The organism is Pseudomonas sp. MD195_PC81_125 (assembly GCF_014060985.1).
In the GTDB taxonomy this organism is placed as follows: Bacteria; Pseudomonadota; Gammaproteobacteria; order Pseudomonadales; family Pseudomonadaceae; genus Aquipseudomonas; species Aquipseudomonas parakoreensis.
Genome location: NZ_JABULD010000097.1, coordinates 23,304 through 41,032, shown reverse-complemented (window position 1 = coordinate 41,032; position 17,729 = coordinate 23,304). Strand labels below are relative to the sequence as shown.

Here is a 17,729-nt window from a genome sequence, read left to right as displayed (position 1 = left end):
GGCAGCTCCTACAGGGGAGCGGGGGAAGTCAGCGACCGTGTGCCGCGTCCGCCAGTTGCCCGGTATCGACCCGCACGAACACCGAATCACCCACCGCCGTCAGTACTTCCCCGGCGTACACCTCGCAGATCACCCGGGTTTTGCGCCCGACATCGCCTTCGACCCTGGCGCGCAAGGTCAGGGTGATGCCCATCGGTGTGGGTTTGATGAACTTGAGGCCGAGGTTGCCGGTGACGCAGTCGATGCGCGGCAGGCTGCCCGGGGCACGCTGTTCGGCGCGGTAGTGGTAAGCCATCGCGGTCCAGTTGGAATGGCAGTCGACCAGCATCGCCAGCAACCCGCCGTACACCAGATCCGGCCAGCCGCAGTATTTGTCGTCCGGCAGGTGTTCGGCCATCACATGCACGCCGTCCTCGTGCCAGAAGCTTTTGACGTGCAGCCCATGCGGGTTGCGGCCGCCGCAGCCGTAGCAGACGCCAGCGGGGGCGGCGAGGTCTTGCAGGGACGTTTCGGAACGGGTCATGGGGCTGGTCATCCTGAAGGAGTGATTCCGGTCAGGCGCAGGCGGTTGCGCCCACCGCGCTTGGATTCATAGAGCGCGGCGTCGCCTTGTTCGATCAATGCCGCGAGACTGGCCGGCGGCTGGTTGAACAGGGTGGCGCCGATGCTCAACGTCACCGGCTCTGGTGTCGGGAATGCCTGGGCGGCGCTGCGGTGGAACTGATCGCGCAGGGCGTCGCCCAGTCTGACGACGTGATCACTGGGCGCGTTGCTCAGCAAAATCACGAACTCGTCGCCGCCCAAACGGGCGGCGAGCGTCTCATCGGAAGTCTCGGCGCGGATCATTTCACTCAAGGCCACCAGCAAACGGTCGCCGGCGCTGTGACCGTACTGATCGTTGACCGATTTGAAGTTGTCGATGTCGATCAGCAGCAGGGCGCCCGGATGCGCCGGGGAGACGTCCTGCAGCAAGCGCGGCGCGCGCACATCGAGAGCGCGGCGGTTGTAGAGAGCGGTCAGCGGATCACGGGCGGCCAGTCGGGCGATCTGTTCCTCGCGCCGGTAGCGTTCGGTGCCGGTCATCGACAGCGCAATCAGCATGATCGCCATTGCGCCTTCGACCAGCGAAATCTGAATGATTTCACCCCGGAACGCCGCCAGATCGATCAGCGTGCCCGGTATCATCACGGTCAGGGCCTTGGCCACATAGAACAGCCCGTGACCGAGCAACACGTAGCGCAGTTGCACCGCGCCGACGCTCAGCGAGCTGCCATGAGGGCGCAGCAGCAGACTGGCCTTGAGCGTCGAGGCGGCCACCAGCAGCGAGTTGGCGGCCAGCATGACTTTCGACCACAACGGCCCGTCCGGCAACAACAGCATGACCAGCCAGCTGACGAAAATCAGGTACCAGGCCGGGGACAGACGGATCTGCGTGAAGCGCGCCACCCCCAGCAAAAACAGAAAGTGCGCGGTCACCAGCAAGCCGTTGGCGAACCAGATGCCGATCAGCAGAAAACCGTTGCTGCGCAGCAGGGCCAGGGTGGAACCGATGGTGATGGTGGCGAAACCGGCGCTCCAGAACAGCAGCGAAGGCTCACGAATGCTGCGCCACTCGACCGCCAGATACAGCGCGGCGGCGGCTGCGAGAGCGATCGAAATGGTCAGCATCGTCAGTGGGTCGAGCGGCATTTCCGGGGGAGGCCTGTCAGAAGGTCGGTAGGGCCGGCGATTGTAAGCGTTCGGGGCCGTTTTGGCAGGCTCCGCACGCGGATGTCATGGCCGGGCGTTCGCCGTCATGACTGTGGCGCGAGCCAGGTGTCGACGACCCGCCGATCCAGTTCTTCCCAATAAGCCATACCCAGCACCCGTGTGGTGTTCAGCCCGCGCAGATAGCCACGCAACTGATTGGCCGTATCGCGTTTGAGCTGCACATCGGTGATGTCCTTGTCCAGCAACACGTTTTCGTACTGCACCAGGTATTCCGCCACGCGCTCGCGAAAGTCGGGCAAAACCGCGTCGCGGATCAGGTCAAAGGTTCTCAAAGCGGCGTCCTCACTGTTGTTTTAGTCATTAGAGATGAGCATGGATCAAACTTATCGTCGGTAACTATCGCTAGAAGTAATAGTGACCATCACGAAACGCAAGTTCAGCTTTGCAAGCAATAGGCGGAAAATTGCCTTCATTGAAAACGCAGCTCAAGGAAATTGCGCGATGAAGACACTGACCCGACTGGCACTGACCGCTCTGCTGATGAGCGGTATGGTAGCCACGGCACCGTCTTACGCCGACGACGCCTGTGCGTGTCATCTTCAGCCAATCGCCGGCAGCAGCGCGACATTGCAACATTCACAGACCGTGGGTGTGCTGTACAGCGAAAACACCCGGGAAAACCTGCAATACCTGTCGCGCTACCACGACATGGCGTTGCACGGCGCCAAGGATGCGCTGGATTCGCGAATTCGTGCAGCCTTTGTCAGCAGCTCCGACCCGGAACTGGCCATCGATTGGTTGCTCAGCTCGCTGCAGCGTCATTTTTCGTCGGTGACGGTTTACGACAGCCTTGATGCGCTGATTCAGGCACACCCGGACATTGTGGTGAAACTCGACACCTTCAACCGCTTGCTGACCCAGCAAAACAGCCTGTACGAGGCGCATTTCATCGCGCGTTTCTACGATGCCGACCTGCAATACATCGGCAAGGCCGAGGGCTCGGTGGAGAAACAGATTCCGTCGGTCTGGGTACACGACAAAGCGGCGCAGGAGATTGCCGCACAGATCGAGCAACAACGTGATCTGCAACTCAATGCCTTGAAGCAGTTCGATGCCTCGCTCAAGGCGCTGGTGGCTTCCAGCTGAACACTCAAAACCAAAAGGGCAGCGGTGGCGCCGTGACGCTGAACCGTTGCCGGATGAACCGGACTTTTATTTTCAGGATTACACCAATGCGTACTTTTTTTTGCCCCGACCCTGGCGGTTGCCTCCTTGCTGCTCGCCGGTTGCTCCTCCGCACCGAACGACCCGACGCTGACCTTGCAGACCCGCAAGACCCCGGCGCAATACGCCGATTGCGTGGTGCCCAAGCTGCAGAGCAGTGCGCTGAACCCGACCGTCTCGCAGACCCAGCGCAGCTACCGGATCGTGGTGCCGAGCAAGGTGTCGGCAGACAACGTGCTGGAAGCCTACAAGGCCGGCAACGGCGGCAAGGTGTTCATCTACGAGCGCCATTTGCTGGCTTCCAATTTCCTGCCTTCCAGTTTTGAACGCGCTGCCCAGGATTGCATCTGACCCGGCCGCGCACACCGTTCTGACCGAGCTCCTTTGGTTGGCCGCAACCAACCAATACTTTGCCCCGCACCTCATTCGGTTGCGGGGCTTTTTTTGCCTGACGTTTGCTGCGGTTTTGATGTCGGCACGCTGACGCTTGCCCTGCGTGGTCGGCTGCTTGCGTCGGCAAAGGGGAATATGGTTGTATGGTACAACTAAATTTCAGTGGTGATGTGTCATGAGTATCCCTACAGCCTTGATCGAAGAAATCCGTACAGCGTCGCGCACGATGGTGCGTGAGTTCGGTTTCCTGCGCGCCACCCTGGCGGCGACCGACTATTCAGCCTCCGGCGTGCACGCATTGCTGGAAATCGAGGCCGGGGACGGCGTCAGCGCTGCACAACTGGCGCAAAGCCTTGGCCTGGAAAAATCCAGTGTCAGCCGCATGGTCGGCAAACTGATCAAGGCCGGGGAGATCGAGGAGCGTGCCGCCGAGGACGCCCGGGTCAAGCTGTTGCAACTGACCGCGCAGGGCCGGCAGACCGTCGCCGACATTCATGCCTACGGCCGGGCGCAGGTCAGCAACGCACTGAACACGCTCAATCCGTCGCAACAACAGAGCGTGGCGCAGGGCCTTGCAACTTACGCCCATGCGCTCAAAAGCATCCGTCTGGGCGCTGACCGGCCACTCACACCGAACCTGCACATCAGCGCCGGCTATCGCCCCGGGCTGATTGGCCGCGTGGCGCAAATGCATGCGGATTATTATTCGCGGCATTCCGGTTTCGGCGCGATCTTCGAAAGCCGCGTCGCCAGTGAAACGGCGGAGTTTGTCGGGCGCCTCGATCAGCCCTGCAACCAGATCTGGGTGGCGATGCTTGATGAGCGCATTGTCGGCTCCATCGCAATCGACGGGCAGGATCTGGGTAACAATCAGGCGCATTTGCGCTGGTTCATCCTCGACGACGGCTGCCGCGGCAGTGGCGTCGGCCGGCAACTGCTGAGGGCGGCGGTGGAGTTTTGCGATCAGCACGGCTTTGACGCGATTCAGCTGTGGACCTTCAAAGGCCTCGACGCCGCGCGCCGACTGTACGAAGCGGCCGGGTTCGAACTGACCATGGAAGAGCAGGGCAGCCAGTGGGGCAGTGTGGTGACGGAACAGCAGTTCACCCGAACAGCCGCCTCACGGTGACGGTTGTATCAGTGTCATCACCCAGGCGCTGTATGTGTCCGCCAGTCAGGCTTCCTGCGCCTTGGCGCTGGCAATCGAAAACGCCTTCGGCAGACTGGCGCCATTCTTCGCGGCCAGGATCTCGGCCATCACGCTGACGGCAATTTCCGCCGGTGTCTTGCTGCCAATGTAAATGCCGATTGGCCCGTGCAGCCGTTCGAGTGATGTCTGGGTCTCACCAAAATGCTCGATCAGCCGTTCGCGGCGCAGTTGGCTGTTGCGCCGCGAACCGATGGCGCCGATGTAAAACGCCGGGCTGTGCAGGGCTTCGAGCAATGCCAGATCGTCGAGTCGCGGATCATGGCTCAAGGCGACGATGCAGGTGCGCAGATCGACCGCGAAGTCGCGCACCACGTCGTCCGGCATGCCGATGATGCGCTCCACACCGTCCACCGCCCAGGTGTCGATGTATTCGGCACGCGGGTCGCACACCGCGACCTTGAAGCCGTTGAACAGGGCCATGGTCGCCAGGTACTCGGCCAGCGCGCCGGCGCCGATCATCAGCAGGCGATACCCCGGCCCGAGGGTATTGAGCATCCGTTGGCCGTCGAAACTGAATTGCTCAGGAGTTGCCGTAGTTTCCAGCGTGACGCGACCGCCATCCAGTGCCAGGCAGCGGCGTACCAGTTGCCCGGCATCCAGTTGCTGCAGCAGTTGGTCCAGCACCTGCCATGAGGGATTGAACTCAAGAATCAGCTCAAGCGTGCCGCCACAGGGCAAACCGAAACGATGCGCCTCGTCGGCGCTGACGCCGTAGCGCACCACCTGGGGTGCACTGTCCTTGAGTCCGCTGCCGCCCTGCGCGGTGGTGTAACGCTGGATCAGATCGTCCTCAATGCAGCCACCGGACACGCTGCCCACCACGCGCCCGTCGTTACGCAAAGCCATCATCGACCCTGTCGGGCGCGGCGAAGAGCCCCATGTGCGCGCCACCGTGGCGAGCAACACCTGCTCGCCGGCGGCGAGCCAGTCCCGCGCGGTGCGCAGGACCAGCAAGTCGATGCTTTCCATCAAACGTTCCTCTAACGCATTTGCAGGATGATCGGGCTGCTGCTGGCCGGATCGGTACGTTCACGCAGCTTGTTGACGGCCTGCGCTTCAATGGCACCGCCCTGATTGCCCCAGGTGCTGCGCATGAAGGTCAGCACTTCGGCGATCTCTTGATCCGACAACTGCTCACGGAAGGCCGGCATGCGATAGGCGTCCGGCACTCCGGCCGCCACCACCCGCTGCGAACCGTTGAGGGTGATGTTGATCGCCGAAGCACTTTCCTTGGCCAGTGCCGAGGTGGCGCCGGCCAGCGGCGGCATCCATTCCGACTGGCCCTTGCCGTCGAGGCCGTGGCACGAAGCACAGCGCGTGACGTAGGTATGGGCACCGGGCGCGTCCAGACGTTCCGTCGCCGAAGCCGCTTGGTACTGCCACGGCTGGCCGTCGCGCTGACGATCCCCCGGCAATGACTTGAGATAGCGGGCGATCGCGGTCAGATCGTCATCGCTCATGAACTGCGTGGAGTTGTTGAACGCCTCGGTCATCGAGCCGTAAACCACCGCGTGTTTGTTGCGCCCGGTCTTGAGGAACTGCACGATCTCCGGCTCGCTCCAACGGCCCAGGCCGGTGTTGTGATCATCACGCAGACTTGGCGCATACCAGCCATCGAGCAAGGCGCCAGCGAGGTACGGCGTGGCGGACTCATCCAGAGCCTTCTCGTTGAACGCCAGACCGCGTGGCGTATGGCAACTGCCGCAGTGCCCGGCGCCTTGCACGAGATAAGCGCCGCGATTCCACACGGCATCCTGCGCCGGTTTGGCCACGTAAGGCTCGGTTTCGGCAAACACACCGTTCCACAACGCAATCGGCCAGCGCAGGTTCAACGGAAAAGGAATCGCACTCGGGATATTCGCCTGCTTGACCGGTGCCACGCCTTTCATGAAAAACGCGTACAGCGCTCGCACGTCGTCGTCACTGAGCTTGGCGTAGGACGGGTAGGGCATCGCCGGGTACAGGCGACGGCTGTCGGGTGCCACGCCGTGGCGTACTGCACGGTCAAAGTCCGCCAGGCTGTAGCGACCAATACCGGTTTCCGGCTCCGGGGTGATGTTGGTCGCGTGGATCGCGCCCAGTGGCGTGGCCATTTCCAGGCCGCCAGCGAACGGCGCACCGCCCGGCACGCTGTGGCACGCCACGCAATCGCTGAGCCGGGCTACATATTCGCCACGAGCCACCAGCGCCGGGTCGATGTCGGCCACGGCGGTGTGGTTGTTTTCAAGGCGCGAGACAGGCTCGCGGGTGACATACCAGGCCAGCAGGCCTGCCGCGACCAGGCACGGCACTGCCAGCCAGCCTGCGGTTCTTGCGAATCGGCTGTTGTTCATGGACGCTCCGGCGCTGATCAAGTGAAGGTGTGGCGGCTCATGGGCAGGCTGCGCACCCGTTGCCCGGTCAGCGTTGCCACCGCATTGGCGACGGCGGGCGCGACAGCGGGCAACGGTGGTTCACCGATGCCGCCCATTTTTTCCCCGCTCTCGACCACACGCACGTGGACCCGGGCCATCCGCGCGGGCGGCAGGATCGGATACAAGTCGTAGTTGCGCGCACGCGGTTTGCCATCAATCCACACGGCTTCCTCCACCAGGGTCTGCGACAGGCCCAGCGCCACCGCGCCGTTGACCTGCGCTTCGACAATCGCCGGATTGACGATGCTGCCGGGGTCGATTGCCTGCCAGATGTCGTGCACCTTGACCTGACCGTGCTCGATGGAGACCTCGGCGATCACCGCCGTCTGGGTACCGAACGGCGACGCCATCGCCACGCCTCGCGCACGTTTGCTGCCGTCCGCCGCGGTAAACGGCCCACGCTTCCAGCCACCCGACAGCTCGCCCACTGCGTGCAGCAACGTGGTCAGCCGTTGGTTGTCGCGCAGCAGGTGCAGGCGCAATTCGAACGGATCCTTGCCGCCCTTGTCAGCCAGTTCGTCAAGGAACGACTCATAGAAGAAGTCGTTGAGCGAGTTGCCCACCGAACGCCAGTAACCGAGCATCGCCGGGCCTTTGGCGTAGATCTGCGCGATGCGCTTGTTGGGGATTGCATAGGACTTGCCCGACATGCCTTCAAGCGCCGTCGGGTCGAGCTTCTCACCCTGTTTGCCGGCCAGCGCCTCGGTCGGTCCTTCGGTGGCGCTGATCGCTTCGATTGCCAGCGGCCAGCCGTCGTTGTCCAGCGCGGCGCGGAAATTCACCGCGGCTACAGGACGCAGCACGTCACGCAGGAACTCTTCCTCGCGGCTCCAGATCAGTTTGACCGGGCGGCCAACCGCCTTGGATAACTCGATCGCCTGCGGATAGGGGCTGGCGGCGTCGTAGAGGAAATGCCGACCGAAGAAGCCGCCCAGCAATGGCGAATGCAAGGTGATGCGCGACGGGTCCAGTCCGGTGCGTTTGGCGATGTCGGCCCGGAACATGTCCGGCGCCTGATTCGGCAGCCAGACCTCCAGCGAACCGTCGGGATTTAAGCGGGCCAGCGCCGACGGCGGCTCCAACTGGCCGTGGTTCAGGTACTGGTTGTGGTAAGTGGCGTCAATCCGGGTTTTGGCGCTGGCCAGAACGGCAGCCACGTCGCCCTCATTTTCATCATCCCTGGCCGGGCCTTTGTCGTCAGCCAGGCGCTTGAGCCAGGCATCACTGGAAAAGTTTGCGGGCATCGGCCGTACTTTGCTGTCGGCGGTTGGCTCTTGCCAGTCGACCTGGATCGCTTCCACCGCACGTTTGGCGTGCCACCAACGCTCGGCGACCACGGCCACGGCACCCGGCAGACGATGCACGGAATGCACGCCTTTCATCGCCTTGACCTGCTCTTCGTTGCGCAAGTTGCCTACGGTCATGCCCAAACGCGGCGCATGTTGAACGGCGGCGTGGAGCATGTCATCGACTTTCAGATCGATGCTGTACAGCGCCTTGCCGGTGGACTTGTCGTAGGCATCGACGCGCTTCACCGGTTTGCCGATCCAGCGGAACTGGCTCGGATCACGCAGTTGCACCGAGGCCGGATCGGGCACCGGCAGATCCATGGCGTGTTCGGCCAGTTCACCGTAGGCCAGCGAGCGACCCGATTTGGCGTGCATGACTTTGCCGGGTTCAGTGCTCAGTTCGCTGACCGGCACCCCAAGTTTCTGCGCACCGGCCTGCAGCAGCATGGCGCGGGCGAGGGCGCCGAGGCGGCGCATCACCGGGTAACTCATGCGCACTGACATGCTGCCGCCGGTGATGCGCATGCCGTTTTCCATCACCACATAGGCTTCGCCGGGCGGCGCGGCTTCGACCAGGAAGGTCGCGGGGTCGGCATCCAGCTCTTCACCGACAATCTGCGCCATCGCGGTGAACGTACCTTGTCCGCCTTCCATGAACGGGCAGAGCAGGCGCACGCGGTTGTCCGGGCGGATTTCCAGAAACGCCGGCACCTGCGTGCCACGCTCGGCAGTTGCGGCCGCCACTGCGGCTTGCACCCGAGTCGTGCCCAGCGGCAGGCCGAAGCCGAGCACCAGTGCGCCGACGGCGGTGCCGGCCAGGAAACGTCTGCGCGACACGTTGATCGGTTCGTGCAGCGCCAGTGCTGACGCTTCCTGGGACGGATCGATACGCACGTTCATCAGGCGTCTCCCTTGCCGGCCAGCTCATGTACGGCGGCATGAATGGCGTTGTACGTGCCGCAGCGGCACAGGTTGACCATCGCCGCCTCGATCTGCGCGTCACTCGGTTTGGGGTTTTGCTTGAGCAGCGCCGTGGCGGCCATTACCTGGCCGGACTGGCAGTAGCCGCACTGGGCGACCTGCAGATCAACCCAGGTCGAGACCACCCGTTTGCCGACATCATCGGCCTCGATCGCCTCAATGGTGGTGACCTCGCGACCGACCACACCGGCCACCGGCGTGACGCACGAGCGCACCACGTTGCCGTCCACCAGCACGGAGCAGGCGCCGCACTGCGCCAGTCCACAGCCGTATTTGGTGCCGGTCATGCCCAGGTCATCGCGGATCACCCACAGCAGGGGCGTATCGGCGTCGGCATCGACCTGATAGGTTTTCTGGTTGATTCGTAGTTCCATGGTTCACCCGCTCGATCATCGGTTGACGTGCATTTTTATAAGCGGTGAAACGCGGCGTGGCGCCTCACCGGTAAAGCGTGTTCTTGCTCAACTGGCCGCGTTACCCAGCGCTTCTGCGGCGAAGGGTTCGCCACGCAGCAGCGCGATGTCACGACTGGGTGCGGTGCCATACAGACGTGCGTATTCGCGGCTGAACTGCGAAGGACTTTCATAGCCGACCGCAAACGCCGCTCGCGAAACGTCCAGACGCTCCATCAACATCAGCCGACGGGCTTCGTTCAGTCGCAGCCATTTCTGGTACTGCAGCGGGCTCATGCCGGTGAGCTGGCGGAAGTGGTGGTGAAAGGTCGGCGCGCTCATCTGCACCCGCGCCGCCAACTCATCGATGCGCAGCGCTGTGCTGTAGTTGACCTTGAGCCAGTCGATGGCTTTGGCGATGCGATAACCCTGGCCATCGACGGCCGTGATCTGCCGCAGCCGCGCGCCTTGATCGGTATGGAGCAACCGATAGTGGATTTCCCGCAGCACCAGCGGCGCCAGCACCGGAATCGCCTCAGGCTCGTCGAGCAAGGCCAGCAGGCGCTCAAGCGCGCCTTCCAGCGCGGACGACAGGTTGCCAATGCCAGCGCCCGCGTTCATCGACGGCTGCCGTTTCGCAGGCAAGCCACCTTTGCTGAGGATCTCGGCGAGCATGCCGACATCCAGTTTCAGCACCAGCCCGACACAGGGCTGTTCGGGGCTGGCCGCCAGCACTTCGGAATTGGCAGGCAGATCCAGTGAAGTGACCAGAAATCGCGAAGGGTCATAGCGGTAACCCTCACCGCCAACCCACAAGCGCTTTTCCCCGCGGCCCACCAGAATCAGGCTCGGCTCGATCATGCACACGGCCGGTGGCGCCGGCTGATCGCGACGAAACAGCGACAGGCCGGGTATCGACGTGGCGACGTCACCCGGCACGCTCACGCGCGAGTCAATGTTCAACGCCAAAGGTGATGCGGGGCGCAACGGGGTAGGGATCATGTCGGACAACTCCTGTTGATCGAACTCTAATCCGCTGCACAGGCGTTTCCTATACACCACCCCGCAACCTCAGAGGATCAGGCAAGCATTCAAGAGGAATGCACTAGGGCGGAGGTGGATCGACCGGGAGAATGTGTCAAACCATTACGGGAGAGACGCGATTCGACAACGCGATCCTCGCACCGTGAAAACAGTTCGTCGGGGCCATCGCCCGGACGCCTCTCGCCATACAGGTAGTTCCCATGACCTCCCTTTCCACAGAACAGCGCGGCTGGAGCGCGGTGCTGGCCATGTCGTTGGCCGCCTTCGCTCTGGTCGCTTCAGAATTCATGCCGGTCAGTCTGCTGACGCCGATTGCCGCGGAACTGCAGATCAGCGAAGGTCAGGCCGGGCAGGGGATTTCCGTGTCCGGTGCATTCGCCCTGATGACCAGCCTGGTGATTGCAGCGGTCGCTGCTCGGGTCGAGCGCAAGAAGCTGTTGTTGGGGCTGACCTTGCTGATGATCGTCTCGGGGACGGTGGTCGCGTTCGCGCCGGGCTACTCGTCGTTCATGTTCGGGCGGGCCTTGATCGGCATCGCGATCGGCGGTTTCTGGTCGTTGTCGGCGGCGACCGCGATGCGGCTGGTGCAGCCGGATCAAGTGTCCCGGGCACTGGCCATTGTCAACGGCGGTAACGCGCTGGCGACCGTAATCGCTGCTCCGGCGGGCAGCTTCCTCGGATCGTTGATAGGCTGGCGCGGCGCGTTCTTCTGTGTGGTTCCGGTCGCCGCGCTGGCGGCCATATGGCTGCTGGTCAGTCTGCCGTCCTTCAAGCTCGAGCGTCAGGCCGGTAGCGGCAACGCCCTGCGGCTGATGAAGCAATGGCCGGTCGCTTTGGGGATGGTCGCCGTCAGCGTATTTTTCATGGGGCAATTCATGCTGTTCACCTACCTGCGGCCCTTTCTGGAGGGGGTAACCGGGGTCAGCGTTGCAACCCTGTCCTTGATGTTGCTGGGACTGGGGCTTGCCGGTTTCATCGGGACCTTTGTGATCGAAAGATTCCTCGGCACTGGCCTGTACCGCACGCTGACGGTTATCCCGCTGATAATGGCGGTCATTGCATTGGCGCTGGTCAACTTTGGCGCATCGCCGCTGCTGACTGCGGTGCTGCTGGGCCTGTGGGGGCTGGTCGCCACGGCGGCGCCCGTGGGCTGGTGGACATGGCTGGCGCAAACACTCCCGGAGGATGCCGAAGCTGGCGGAGGCTTGCTCGTGGCCATCGTGCAACTGGCAATCGCCGGAGGGGCCATCGTCGGTGGCCTGGCGTTTGATCTGAGCGGTTATAAAGCCACCTTCGAGCTGAGCGCGGCGGTGTTAGTGATTGCGTCGGTGCTCGCCTGGTTATCGGGGCGCAGTGCTGCACAAGTGCATTTTGTCGAGTCGAACGTGGTCGGTTGAGAGAAATGTGAGAGGGATCGTGGAATTGACAGCTCTGCTCCAGCAACGGATTTGTCAATGACACTATGTGTCATATAGTCTTTGGCGCATCACTCCTCCAGCCTCTCATCAAGGATTTCCAATGAACGTTCATTTCGTGGTTCACGAAGCATTCGAATCGCCCGGCGCCTATGAAAACTGGGTACGCGAACGTGGCCATGAAGCGAGTTATTCGCGCGTGCATGCGTTTGAGGCCTTGCCCGCGAGCGTCGAAAACATCGACCTGCTGGTGGTGTTGGGCGGCCCGCAATCTCCGGCGACGAGCAAAGAGGAATGTCCGCATTTCGATGCGGCTGCCGAGTGCGACCTGATCGTTAGAGCGATTAACGCGAACAAGGCAGTGGTAGGCGTTTGCCTGGGGGCGCAATTGCTCGGCGAAGCGCTGGGTGCTGCGCATGGTCACAGCCCGGAAAAGGAGATTGGCAATTTTCCGATCACCTTGACCGAGGCGGGCAAGAACAACGCCAAGGTGGCGCACTTCGGCGATGCGCTCGACGTCGGTCATTGGCACAACGATATGCCGGGGCTGACGGCGCAGGCGAAGGTCCTCGCCGTCAGTGAGGGCTGTCCGCGCCAGATTGTCGAGTACGGCGATCTGGTCTACGGCTTCCAGTGCCACATGGAGTTCACGGCGGAGGTCGTGGAGCGTTTGATTGCCGCGTCCCCTGACGAGCTCGCGGCGGCGCTGGATTGTCGTTTCGTTCAGCAGCCGGCGGCGCTTCGCACCAACGCTTATGAGCAGATGAACCTGAAACTGTTCGAGTTCCTCGACAAGCTGATGGCGCATTATCAGCGGCAAACCAACGACTAGATACTCAAACAATGGCGCCGTCACATCGCAGCATCACGGCGCCTCCTGCTCAGATCCAGACGTCGTTGTCAGCCGTGCGCTCGCCACCTTCGTGCCCGGTGTTACGCACCCCCCGAGGCTCGATCATCATCAGGCGCGCTTCTCCTTCCGCTGCCGTTCGATGTTCGATCCCGCGCGGCACGACGTACAGCTCACCCGGTTCGACGTATACGCTGCCATGGGGCAGGTCGATCCGCAGCGTGCCCTCGATCACAATAAAGGCCTCATCTGTTTCCGGGTGGGAGTGCCAGATGAACTCACCTTCGATACGAACCACTTTGAACTGGTAGTCATTCATTTCGGCGACCACACGGGGGCTCCACTGCTGATCGATCAGCGCGGATTTCTGCGCCAGATTGATGGCCTGCAGTGCTGGTACTTTGCTGGTATGTGGCATGACAAATCCTCTATCAGACAGAAGTCGTCAGCCTAGCGGAGGGGTTATTGGCGATGCTTGTACGATCCTGCAAGTTGCCTTTGCCCCAGGACGCGTTCCAGCCAACGCGACGGAGATACCCCATAAGTGCGGGTGAAGTGCCGGGTCATATGACTTTGGTCGTGAAAACCCGCAGCCAGTGCGGCATCCACCAGCGAGAATCGGTCAAGCAGCAGCGTGCGCAATATATCCAGGCGACGCAGGGTCACGAAACGATAGGGGCTGGTGCCAAACAGCACTCTGAAGTCCCGAGAGAGGCTCCACCTTTCACGGCCGCTGGCGTGCTCCAGCATTTCCAGCGTAATGCTCTGGTGCAGGTGAGCCATGATGAATTCCCTTGCGCGCTCGGCTGCCGGGTAATCGAGCAGTTTGCGCCCGCGAGGTTTGCCGGCCACGGCGCGCAGGGCCATTGCCAGATCAAACAGGGCGTCCTGTTCTTCCAGCGGATCAAGCGAGTAATCCATCGCCTGCACGAACGCTTCACTGGCGCGATACAGGCGCGGGTCGCTGGATAGACCGCCGGCGATGAAGGGTAGCGGTTCACCCTTCAACACCTGCTGAATCAAAGCCGGATCGATATAGGCCATTCGATAGCGAAACCCCGCTTCGGTCCCGGCCATGCCATCGTGCAGTTCATCAGGATGCAGGAGCAAGGTGTTACCCGGTAAGCCGTGGCGCAGGCTGCCCTTGTAGTGAAAGCTTTGCACGCCAGAGAGAGTGCGACCGATCGAGTAAGTATCGTGCCGATGTGGGTGGTAGCCATGGCCGCCAAACCGGGCTTCGATACGTTCTATCCGCCCCGGCTGTGTGCTGCGCACTACCCAATCGGAATCTGGATCTGGTCTGGACTGTTCCATGGTTTCACTGTCTCTGAGAGAAGCCTGCTGCGAGCGATGATAGCCAAGCTGATCGAAAGCAGGGTGTCACCGTTGCCCTCGCGTATTTTGCGCCAGACGCTCACGCCAGTTGCCACCGTGCGTGCGTTGGCATGCCTCCTCGGAGTCGAAACACACGTTTCGCTCTGATGCGGGCAGGTCGATATCGGCCTCCCTCAGCGCGGTGGCCGTCAGTTCGAAGATCCGCGCTTTGGCTTGTGTGAGGGCGAGATTTTTGTTGGCCTCAGTATCGAACACCCAGATTACTTTCAGGGTCGCCGCCAACGCGTTCAGGTCAGCGGTGTGGGTCAGCCAGGTGAAGCCCTGGATTTCAGCTTTTGCGGCTTCACATGCGTCGGTGAGCGTGGCAATCAAGCGCCGCTCGATCCGCGCCAGTTCTCGTTTTCCAGCAGGCATTGCAGATCCTTTGACGACAGTGGTGGTGTGGTCTCACTGTAATTGCTGAGGATTCACAAATCCTCAAGTCCAACCCGAATTCCCTGTGGGAGCGAGCTTGCTCGCGAAAGCGGTAGGTCTGTTATGTCAGTGTTGACTGACTTGGCGCCTTCGCGAGCAAGCTCGCTCCCACAAAGGTTGCTGTGAACCGGGATGCCCCTGTCCAGTACAAATCTTTGTGGGATTGTGGCGTCAATCCAGATCGCTGGCCTGATGCCGCTCGGCAACCTGGCTCGCCTCGTCACCCCAGGTGCGATTGACACGCTGGCCACGCTTCACCGCAGGGCGTTGGGCGATGTCTTCGGCCCAGCGCTGCACGTGGGTGTATTCGTGGGCCGCCAGAAATTCGGCGGCTGAATACACATTGTTGCGCACCAGTTGGCCGTACCATGGCCAGACCGCGATGTCGGCAATGGTGTAGTTGTCGCCGGCCAGGTAGCGGCTTTCCTTGAGGCGTCGGTCGAGCACATCGAGCTGACGCTTGGTTTCCATGGTGAAGCGGTTGATCGGGTATTCGAGCTTCTCCGGCGCATACGCATAGAAGTGCCCGAAGCCGCCGCCCAGATAAGGCGCAGAGCCCATCTGCCAGAACAGCCAGTTCAGGGTTTCCGTGCGGCCAGCCGGGTCTTTGGGCAGGAAGGCGCCGAACTTTTCCGCCAGATACAGCAGGATCGAACCGGACTCGAACACCCGAATCGGCGGCTGTGCGCTGCGGTCGAGCAGGGCCGGAATTTTCGAGTTCGGATTGATCTCGACAAAACCGCTGGAGAACTGATCGCCCTCGTTGATGCGGATCAGCCAGGCGTCATATTCGGCCCCGGAATGCCCCAACGCCAACAGCTCCTCCAGAAGGATGGTCACCTTCACGCCATTGGGGGTCGCCAGGGAGTACAGCTGCAGCGGATGTTTGCCGACAGGCAATGTCTTGTCATGCGTCGGCCCGGCAATCGGGCGATTGATGCTGGCGAAATGGCCGCCGGACGGCGCTTCGTGTTTCCAGACCTTGGGCGGAGCGTAGGGCGCTTTACTCATGAAATGGGCCTCATGGTGAACTTGCCGAGAATGACCTGACGGATATCAGACACGACAGCATAAACGCTCTAGCTCAAGACTGCGCAACCCCCGGAATGATCAAACACGCCGCCAGCCCCATCAGTGCAATTCCGATGAACTTGTCGAGGAGCCGCTGTTTTTCCAGCAGGCGACGGCGTAACCGTTCAGTGGAGAAAAACAGTGCAACCAGACTGAACCACAGCCAATGAATGACCGACATGAACAAGCCATAGGCAAAGTTCACCGTCAGCGAACTGCCAGGCTCCACCACCTGGCTGTAGGCCGCCACCACAAACATCATGGTTTTCGGATTCAGTGCATTGGTCAGAAAGCCTGAGCAGAACACCTTCCAGGCGCGGGGTACCGAAGCGTTCGCATCGGCAAATGTCAGCACCGATTGATTGGTAAAGGACTTGATGCCCAGATAGACCAGGTATCCGGCGCCCAGCAGTTTCATCATCCAGAACAGCAGCGGCGATTGGGTGATGATCAGCGCCACCCCGAACACCGTGTAGAACACATGAACCTGCACGCCACAAGCGATGCCCAGCGCGGCTAATAACCCGCTGCGCCGTCCGTAGGCATAACTGTTGCGGGTAACCATGGCAAAGTCCGGACCCGGGCTGATCACCGCCAGAACGGTGATGGCGATTACCAGAAACAATTCATTCATGCCTACGCTCCATCACGTCATTTGCGCTACTTGATTTCACAGATGCACTGTCCGCAGTCATTCTTGCAAAAGTTTGGAGGGATGCGGCAGGCTCCGAGTGGCGCCATGATGGGGAATTGTCACTGGCAAAAAAAAACGATTTATAGTCGCGAAAATCTGTGAGAAATCATCGCCTATATGAACCTGCCTCCGCTGGCTGCCTTTCGTTTCTTCAACACCGCCGCCCAGACCCAGAGTTTCGTCAAGGCTGCCGAACTGCTGCACGTCACCCACGGCGCAGTCAGCCGCCAGGTGCGTTTGCTGGAGGAGGCGATCGGGGTCGAATTGTTCGAGCGGCGTAACCGCGCGATCTTTCTCAACCATGCCGGGCGCTTGCTGTTCAATGTCACCGCGCCGATGTTCGAGCAGTTGCAGAGCACGGTTTATCGCCTGCAACGCGAAGTCCACGATGACGTGCTGGTGGTGTCCTGCGAGCCGACCATCGCCATGAAATGGCTGATCCCGCGACTGCCCGACTTCCACAGCGCGCATCCACAGTTGCAGGTGCAACTGCTGACGGCCGGCGGGCCGATCGACTTCGCTCGTTCAGGGGTGGATCTGGCGATCCGCCGTGACGATTTCCATTGGGACGAAACCGTGCACGGCGTGACCCTTTGTGAAGAGTGGATCGGCCCGGTCTGCGTGCCGTCCAGTCGACCTGACGGTGATCATTTGCGTGGCGCCTGCCTGCTGCACAGCAAGACCCGCCCGCAGGCGTGGGACAACTGGATGCGACTGGCCGGCATGGACGCATCGGGTGTCAGTCGGGTCGATTACGAGCATTTCTACCTGTGCATTCAGGCCGCGCTGGCCGGGCTGGGCGTCGCTATGGCGTCGTTTCTCATGGTGCAGGACGAACTCAAGTCCGGCCAGTTGATCGCGCCGTTCGACTTTGTGCGGGACGGTTCGAGCTATTGCCTGCTGTCACCGCGACCCTTCGAACAGAGCGCCAATGTCATGCTTTTTCGCGAGTGGATTGCCCGGCAGATGAGCGCGTGCAGCCCACCGCTCGTGGATGATCCGAAGCCTTGACGACAGAGGGGCTGCAGTCAATGGGTCAGGCGTCATCGCCGCTCGTTCCTGCATGCACCAAAAACAACCTCAGAAGATCGCAGCCTTCGGCAGCTCCTACAGGGATCGGTTCGGCAATGCCGTCGGGTAAAAACAATCGAAACTTCGCGCGCGTCCCGACTGTCCAGACCCATGTACCGCCCGGCGGATGTCTCGCCGGGCAGGCTTCATGCATCGGTGACA

At 61.7% G+C, this 17,729-nt stretch carries 19 protein-coding genes; 6 read left to right on the top strand and 13 right to left on the bottom strand.

Going from position 1 to position 17,729, the window contains the following annotated elements:
• Positions 1-28: 28 nt before the first annotated feature.
• The 3 genes from HT737_RS04270 to HT737_RS04260 all read right to left on the bottom strand — a co-directional run bounded on the left by HT737_RS04270 (position 29) and on the right by HT737_RS04260 (position 2,042).
• Positions 29-523, bottom strand: a complete 495-nt coding sequence (locus HT737_RS04270; RefSeq protein WP_182401574.1) for a PaaI family thioesterase — start codon at positions 521-523, stop codon at positions 29-31.
• Positions 524-531: 8 nt separating this feature from the next.
• Positions 532-1,689 carry a GGDEF domain-containing protein gene (locus tag HT737_RS04265; RefSeq protein WP_047294881.1) on the bottom strand — a complete coding sequence of 386 codons (1,158 nt, stop codon included), beginning with the start codon at positions 1,687-1,689 and terminating at the stop codon, positions 532-534.
• 104 nt (positions 1,690-1,793) lie between these two features.
• The gene (locus HT737_RS04260) at positions 1,794-2,042 is read right to left on the bottom strand and encodes a hypothetical protein (protein WP_047294879.1); all 249 of its coding nucleotides are present in this window, start codon (positions 2,040-2,042) and stop codon (positions 1,794-1,796) included.
• 169 nt (positions 2,043-2,211) lie between these two features.
• Between HT737_RS04260 and HT737_RS04255 the strand changes: the two genes are divergently transcribed.
• The 3 genes from HT737_RS04255 (at position 2,212) to HT737_RS04245 (ending at position 4,456) form a co-directional block, all read left to right on the top strand.
• On the top strand, positions 2,212-2,856 hold the full coding sequence (locus tag HT737_RS04255) for a hypothetical protein (RefSeq protein ID WP_047294877.1): 645 nt from the start codon (positions 2,212-2,214) through the stop codon (positions 2,854-2,856).
• A gap of 111 nt (positions 2,857-2,967) precedes the next feature.
• Positions 2,968-3,285 carry a hypothetical protein gene (locus HT737_RS04250; protein ID WP_182401578.1) on the top strand — a complete coding sequence of 106 codons (318 nt, stop codon included), beginning with the start codon at positions 2,968-2,970 and terminating at the stop codon, positions 3,283-3,285.
• Positions 3,286-3,502: 217 nt separating this feature from the next.
• On the top strand, positions 3,503-4,456 hold the full coding sequence (locus HT737_RS04245) for a helix-turn-helix domain-containing GNAT family N-acetyltransferase (protein WP_182401572.1): 954 nt from the start codon (positions 3,503-3,505) through the stop codon (positions 4,454-4,456).
• A gap of 45 nt (positions 4,457-4,501) precedes the next feature.
• Here the strand turns inward: HT737_RS04245 and HT737_RS04240 are convergent, their stop codons facing one another.
• The 5 genes from HT737_RS04240 to HT737_RS04220 form a co-directional block, all read right to left on the bottom strand.
• The gene (locus HT737_RS04240; protein ID WP_182401570.1) at positions 4,502-5,506 is read right to left on the bottom strand and encodes an XdhC family protein; all 1,005 of its coding nucleotides are present in this window, start codon (positions 5,504-5,506) and stop codon (positions 4,502-4,504) included.
• 11 nt (positions 5,507-5,517) lie between these two features.
• A complete protein-coding gene (locus tag HT737_RS04235; RefSeq protein ID WP_095666837.1) occupies positions 5,518-6,870 on the bottom strand; it encodes a cytochrome c in 1,353 nt (450 codons plus the stop codon).
• A gap of 17 nt (positions 6,871-6,887) precedes the next feature.
• Complete coding sequence (locus HT737_RS04230) at positions 6,888-9,140, bottom strand: xanthine dehydrogenase family protein molybdopterin-binding subunit (protein WP_182401568.1); 2,253 nt, start codon at positions 9,138-9,140, stop codon at positions 6,888-6,890.
• Positions 9,140-9,595 carry a (2Fe-2S)-binding protein gene (locus HT737_RS04225; RefSeq protein ID WP_027613020.1) on the bottom strand — a complete coding sequence of 152 codons (456 nt, stop codon included), beginning with the start codon at positions 9,593-9,595 and terminating at the stop codon, positions 9,140-9,142. Before HT737_RS04225 ends, HT737_RS04230 begins: the two co-directional genes overlap by 1 nt.
• Before the next feature lie 87 nt (positions 9,596-9,682).
• Entirely contained in the window at positions 9,683-10,615 is a 933-nt protein-coding gene (locus HT737_RS04220; protein ID WP_182401566.1) for an AraC family transcriptional regulator, read from the bottom strand.
• A gap of 242 nt (positions 10,616-10,857) precedes the next feature.
• Here HT737_RS04220 and HT737_RS04215 point away from each other — a divergent pair, with 242 nt between their 5' ends.
• Complete coding sequence (locus HT737_RS04215; RefSeq protein WP_182401564.1) at positions 10,858-12,054, top strand: MFS transporter; 1,197 nt, start codon at positions 10,858-10,860, stop codon at positions 12,052-12,054.
• 121 nt (positions 12,055-12,175) lie between these two features.
• The gene (locus tag HT737_RS04210) at positions 12,176-12,904 is read left to right on the top strand and encodes a type 1 glutamine amidotransferase (protein ID WP_182401562.1); all 729 of its coding nucleotides are present in this window, start codon (positions 12,176-12,178) and stop codon (positions 12,902-12,904) included.
• A gap of 49 nt (positions 12,905-12,953) precedes the next feature.
• On the opposite strand, the gene HT737_RS04205 is transcribed toward HT737_RS04210, so the two are convergent.
• The 5 genes from HT737_RS04205 to HT737_RS04185 all read right to left on the bottom strand — a co-directional run bounded on the left by HT737_RS04205 (position 12,954) and on the right by HT737_RS04185 (position 16,436).
• Complete coding sequence (locus HT737_RS04205) at positions 12,954-13,340, bottom strand: cupin domain-containing protein (protein ID WP_182401560.1); 387 nt, start codon at positions 13,338-13,340, stop codon at positions 12,954-12,956.
• Positions 13,341-13,384: 44 nt separating this feature from the next.
• Complete coding sequence (locus HT737_RS04200) at positions 13,385-14,236, bottom strand: AraC family transcriptional regulator (RefSeq protein ID WP_131670230.1); 852 nt, start codon at positions 14,234-14,236, stop codon at positions 13,385-13,387.
• 66 nt (positions 14,237-14,302) lie between these two features.
• The gene (locus HT737_RS04195; RefSeq protein WP_182401558.1) at positions 14,303-14,671 is read right to left on the bottom strand and encodes a hypothetical protein; all 369 of its coding nucleotides are present in this window, start codon (positions 14,669-14,671) and stop codon (positions 14,303-14,305) included.
• A gap of 231 nt (positions 14,672-14,902) precedes the next feature.
• Entirely contained in the window at positions 14,903-15,742 is an 840-nt protein-coding gene (gene yghU, locus HT737_RS04190) for a glutathione-dependent disulfide-bond oxidoreductase (protein WP_121184980.1), read from the bottom strand.
• A 73-nt stretch (positions 15,743-15,815) separates the two neighbouring features.
• Positions 15,816-16,436, bottom strand: a complete 621-nt coding sequence (locus HT737_RS04185) for a LysE family translocator (protein ID WP_182401556.1) — start codon at positions 16,434-16,436, stop codon at positions 15,816-15,818.
• Between the two features lie 177 nt (positions 16,437-16,613).
• On the opposite strand from HT737_RS04185, the gene HT737_RS04180 reads away from it, so the two are divergent.
• Complete coding sequence (locus tag HT737_RS04180) at positions 16,614-17,507, top strand: LysR substrate-binding domain-containing protein (RefSeq protein ID WP_182401554.1); 894 nt, start codon at positions 16,614-16,616, stop codon at positions 17,505-17,507.
• Positions 17,508-17,729: the final 222 nt, after the last annotated feature.

Coding starts and splice junctions, on each gene's coding strand:
- HT737_RS04270 (WP_182401574.1), bottom strand. CDS start 523: ATGACCCGTTCCGAAACGTCCCTGCAAGACCTCGCCGCCCCCGCTGGC.
- HT737_RS04265 (WP_047294881.1), bottom strand. CDS start 1,689: ATGCCGCTCGACCCACTGACGATGCTGACCATTTCGATCGCTCTCGCA.
- HT737_RS04255 (WP_047294877.1), top strand. CDS start 2,212: ATGAAGACACTGACCCGACTGGCACTGACCGCTCTGCTGATGAGCGGT.
- HT737_RS04245 (WP_182401572.1), top strand. CDS start 3,503: ATGAGTATCCCTACAGCCTTGATCGAAGAAATCCGTACAGCGTCGCGC.
- HT737_RS04240 (WP_182401570.1), bottom strand. CDS start 5,506: ATGGAAAGCATCGACTTGCTGGTCCTGCGCACCGCGCGGGACTGGCTC.
- HT737_RS04235 (WP_095666837.1), bottom strand. CDS start 6,870: ATGAACAACAGCCGATTCGCAAGAACCGCAGGCTGGCTGGCAGTGCCG.
- HT737_RS04230 (WP_182401568.1), bottom strand. CDS start 9,140: ATGAACGTGCGTATCGATCCGTCCCAGGAAGCGTCAGCACTGGCGCTG.
- HT737_RS04225 (WP_027613020.1), bottom strand. CDS start 9,595: ATGGAACTACGAATCAACCAGAAAACCTATCAGGTCGATGCCGACGCC.
- HT737_RS04220 (WP_182401566.1), bottom strand. CDS start 10,615: ATGATCCCTACCCCGTTGCGCCCCGCATCACCTTTGGCGTTGAACATT.
- HT737_RS04215 (WP_182401564.1), top strand. CDS start 10,858: ATGACCTCCCTTTCCACAGAACAGCGCGGCTGGAGCGCGGTGCTGGCC.
- HT737_RS04210 (WP_182401562.1), top strand. CDS start 12,176: ATGAACGTTCATTTCGTGGTTCACGAAGCATTCGAATCGCCCGGCGCC.
- HT737_RS04205 (WP_182401560.1), bottom strand. CDS start 13,340: ATGCCACATACCAGCAAAGTACCAGCACTGCAGGCCATCAATCTGGCG.
- HT737_RS04200 (WP_131670230.1), bottom strand. CDS start 14,236: ATGGAACAGTCCAGACCAGATCCAGATTCCGATTGGGTAGTGCGCAGC.
- HT737_RS04195 (WP_182401558.1), bottom strand. CDS start 14,671: ATGCCTGCTGGAAAACGAGAACTGGCGCGGATCGAGCGGCGCTTGATT.
- yghU (WP_121184980.1), bottom strand. CDS start 15,742: ATGAGTAAAGCGCCCTACGCTCCGCCCAAGGTCTGGAAACACGAAGCG.
- HT737_RS04185 (WP_182401556.1), bottom strand. CDS start 16,436: ATGAATGAATTGTTTCTGGTAATCGCCATCACCGTTCTGGCGGTGATC.
- HT737_RS04180 (WP_182401554.1), top strand. CDS start 16,614: ATGAACCTGCCTCCGCTGGCTGCCTTTCGTTTCTTCAACACCGCCGCC.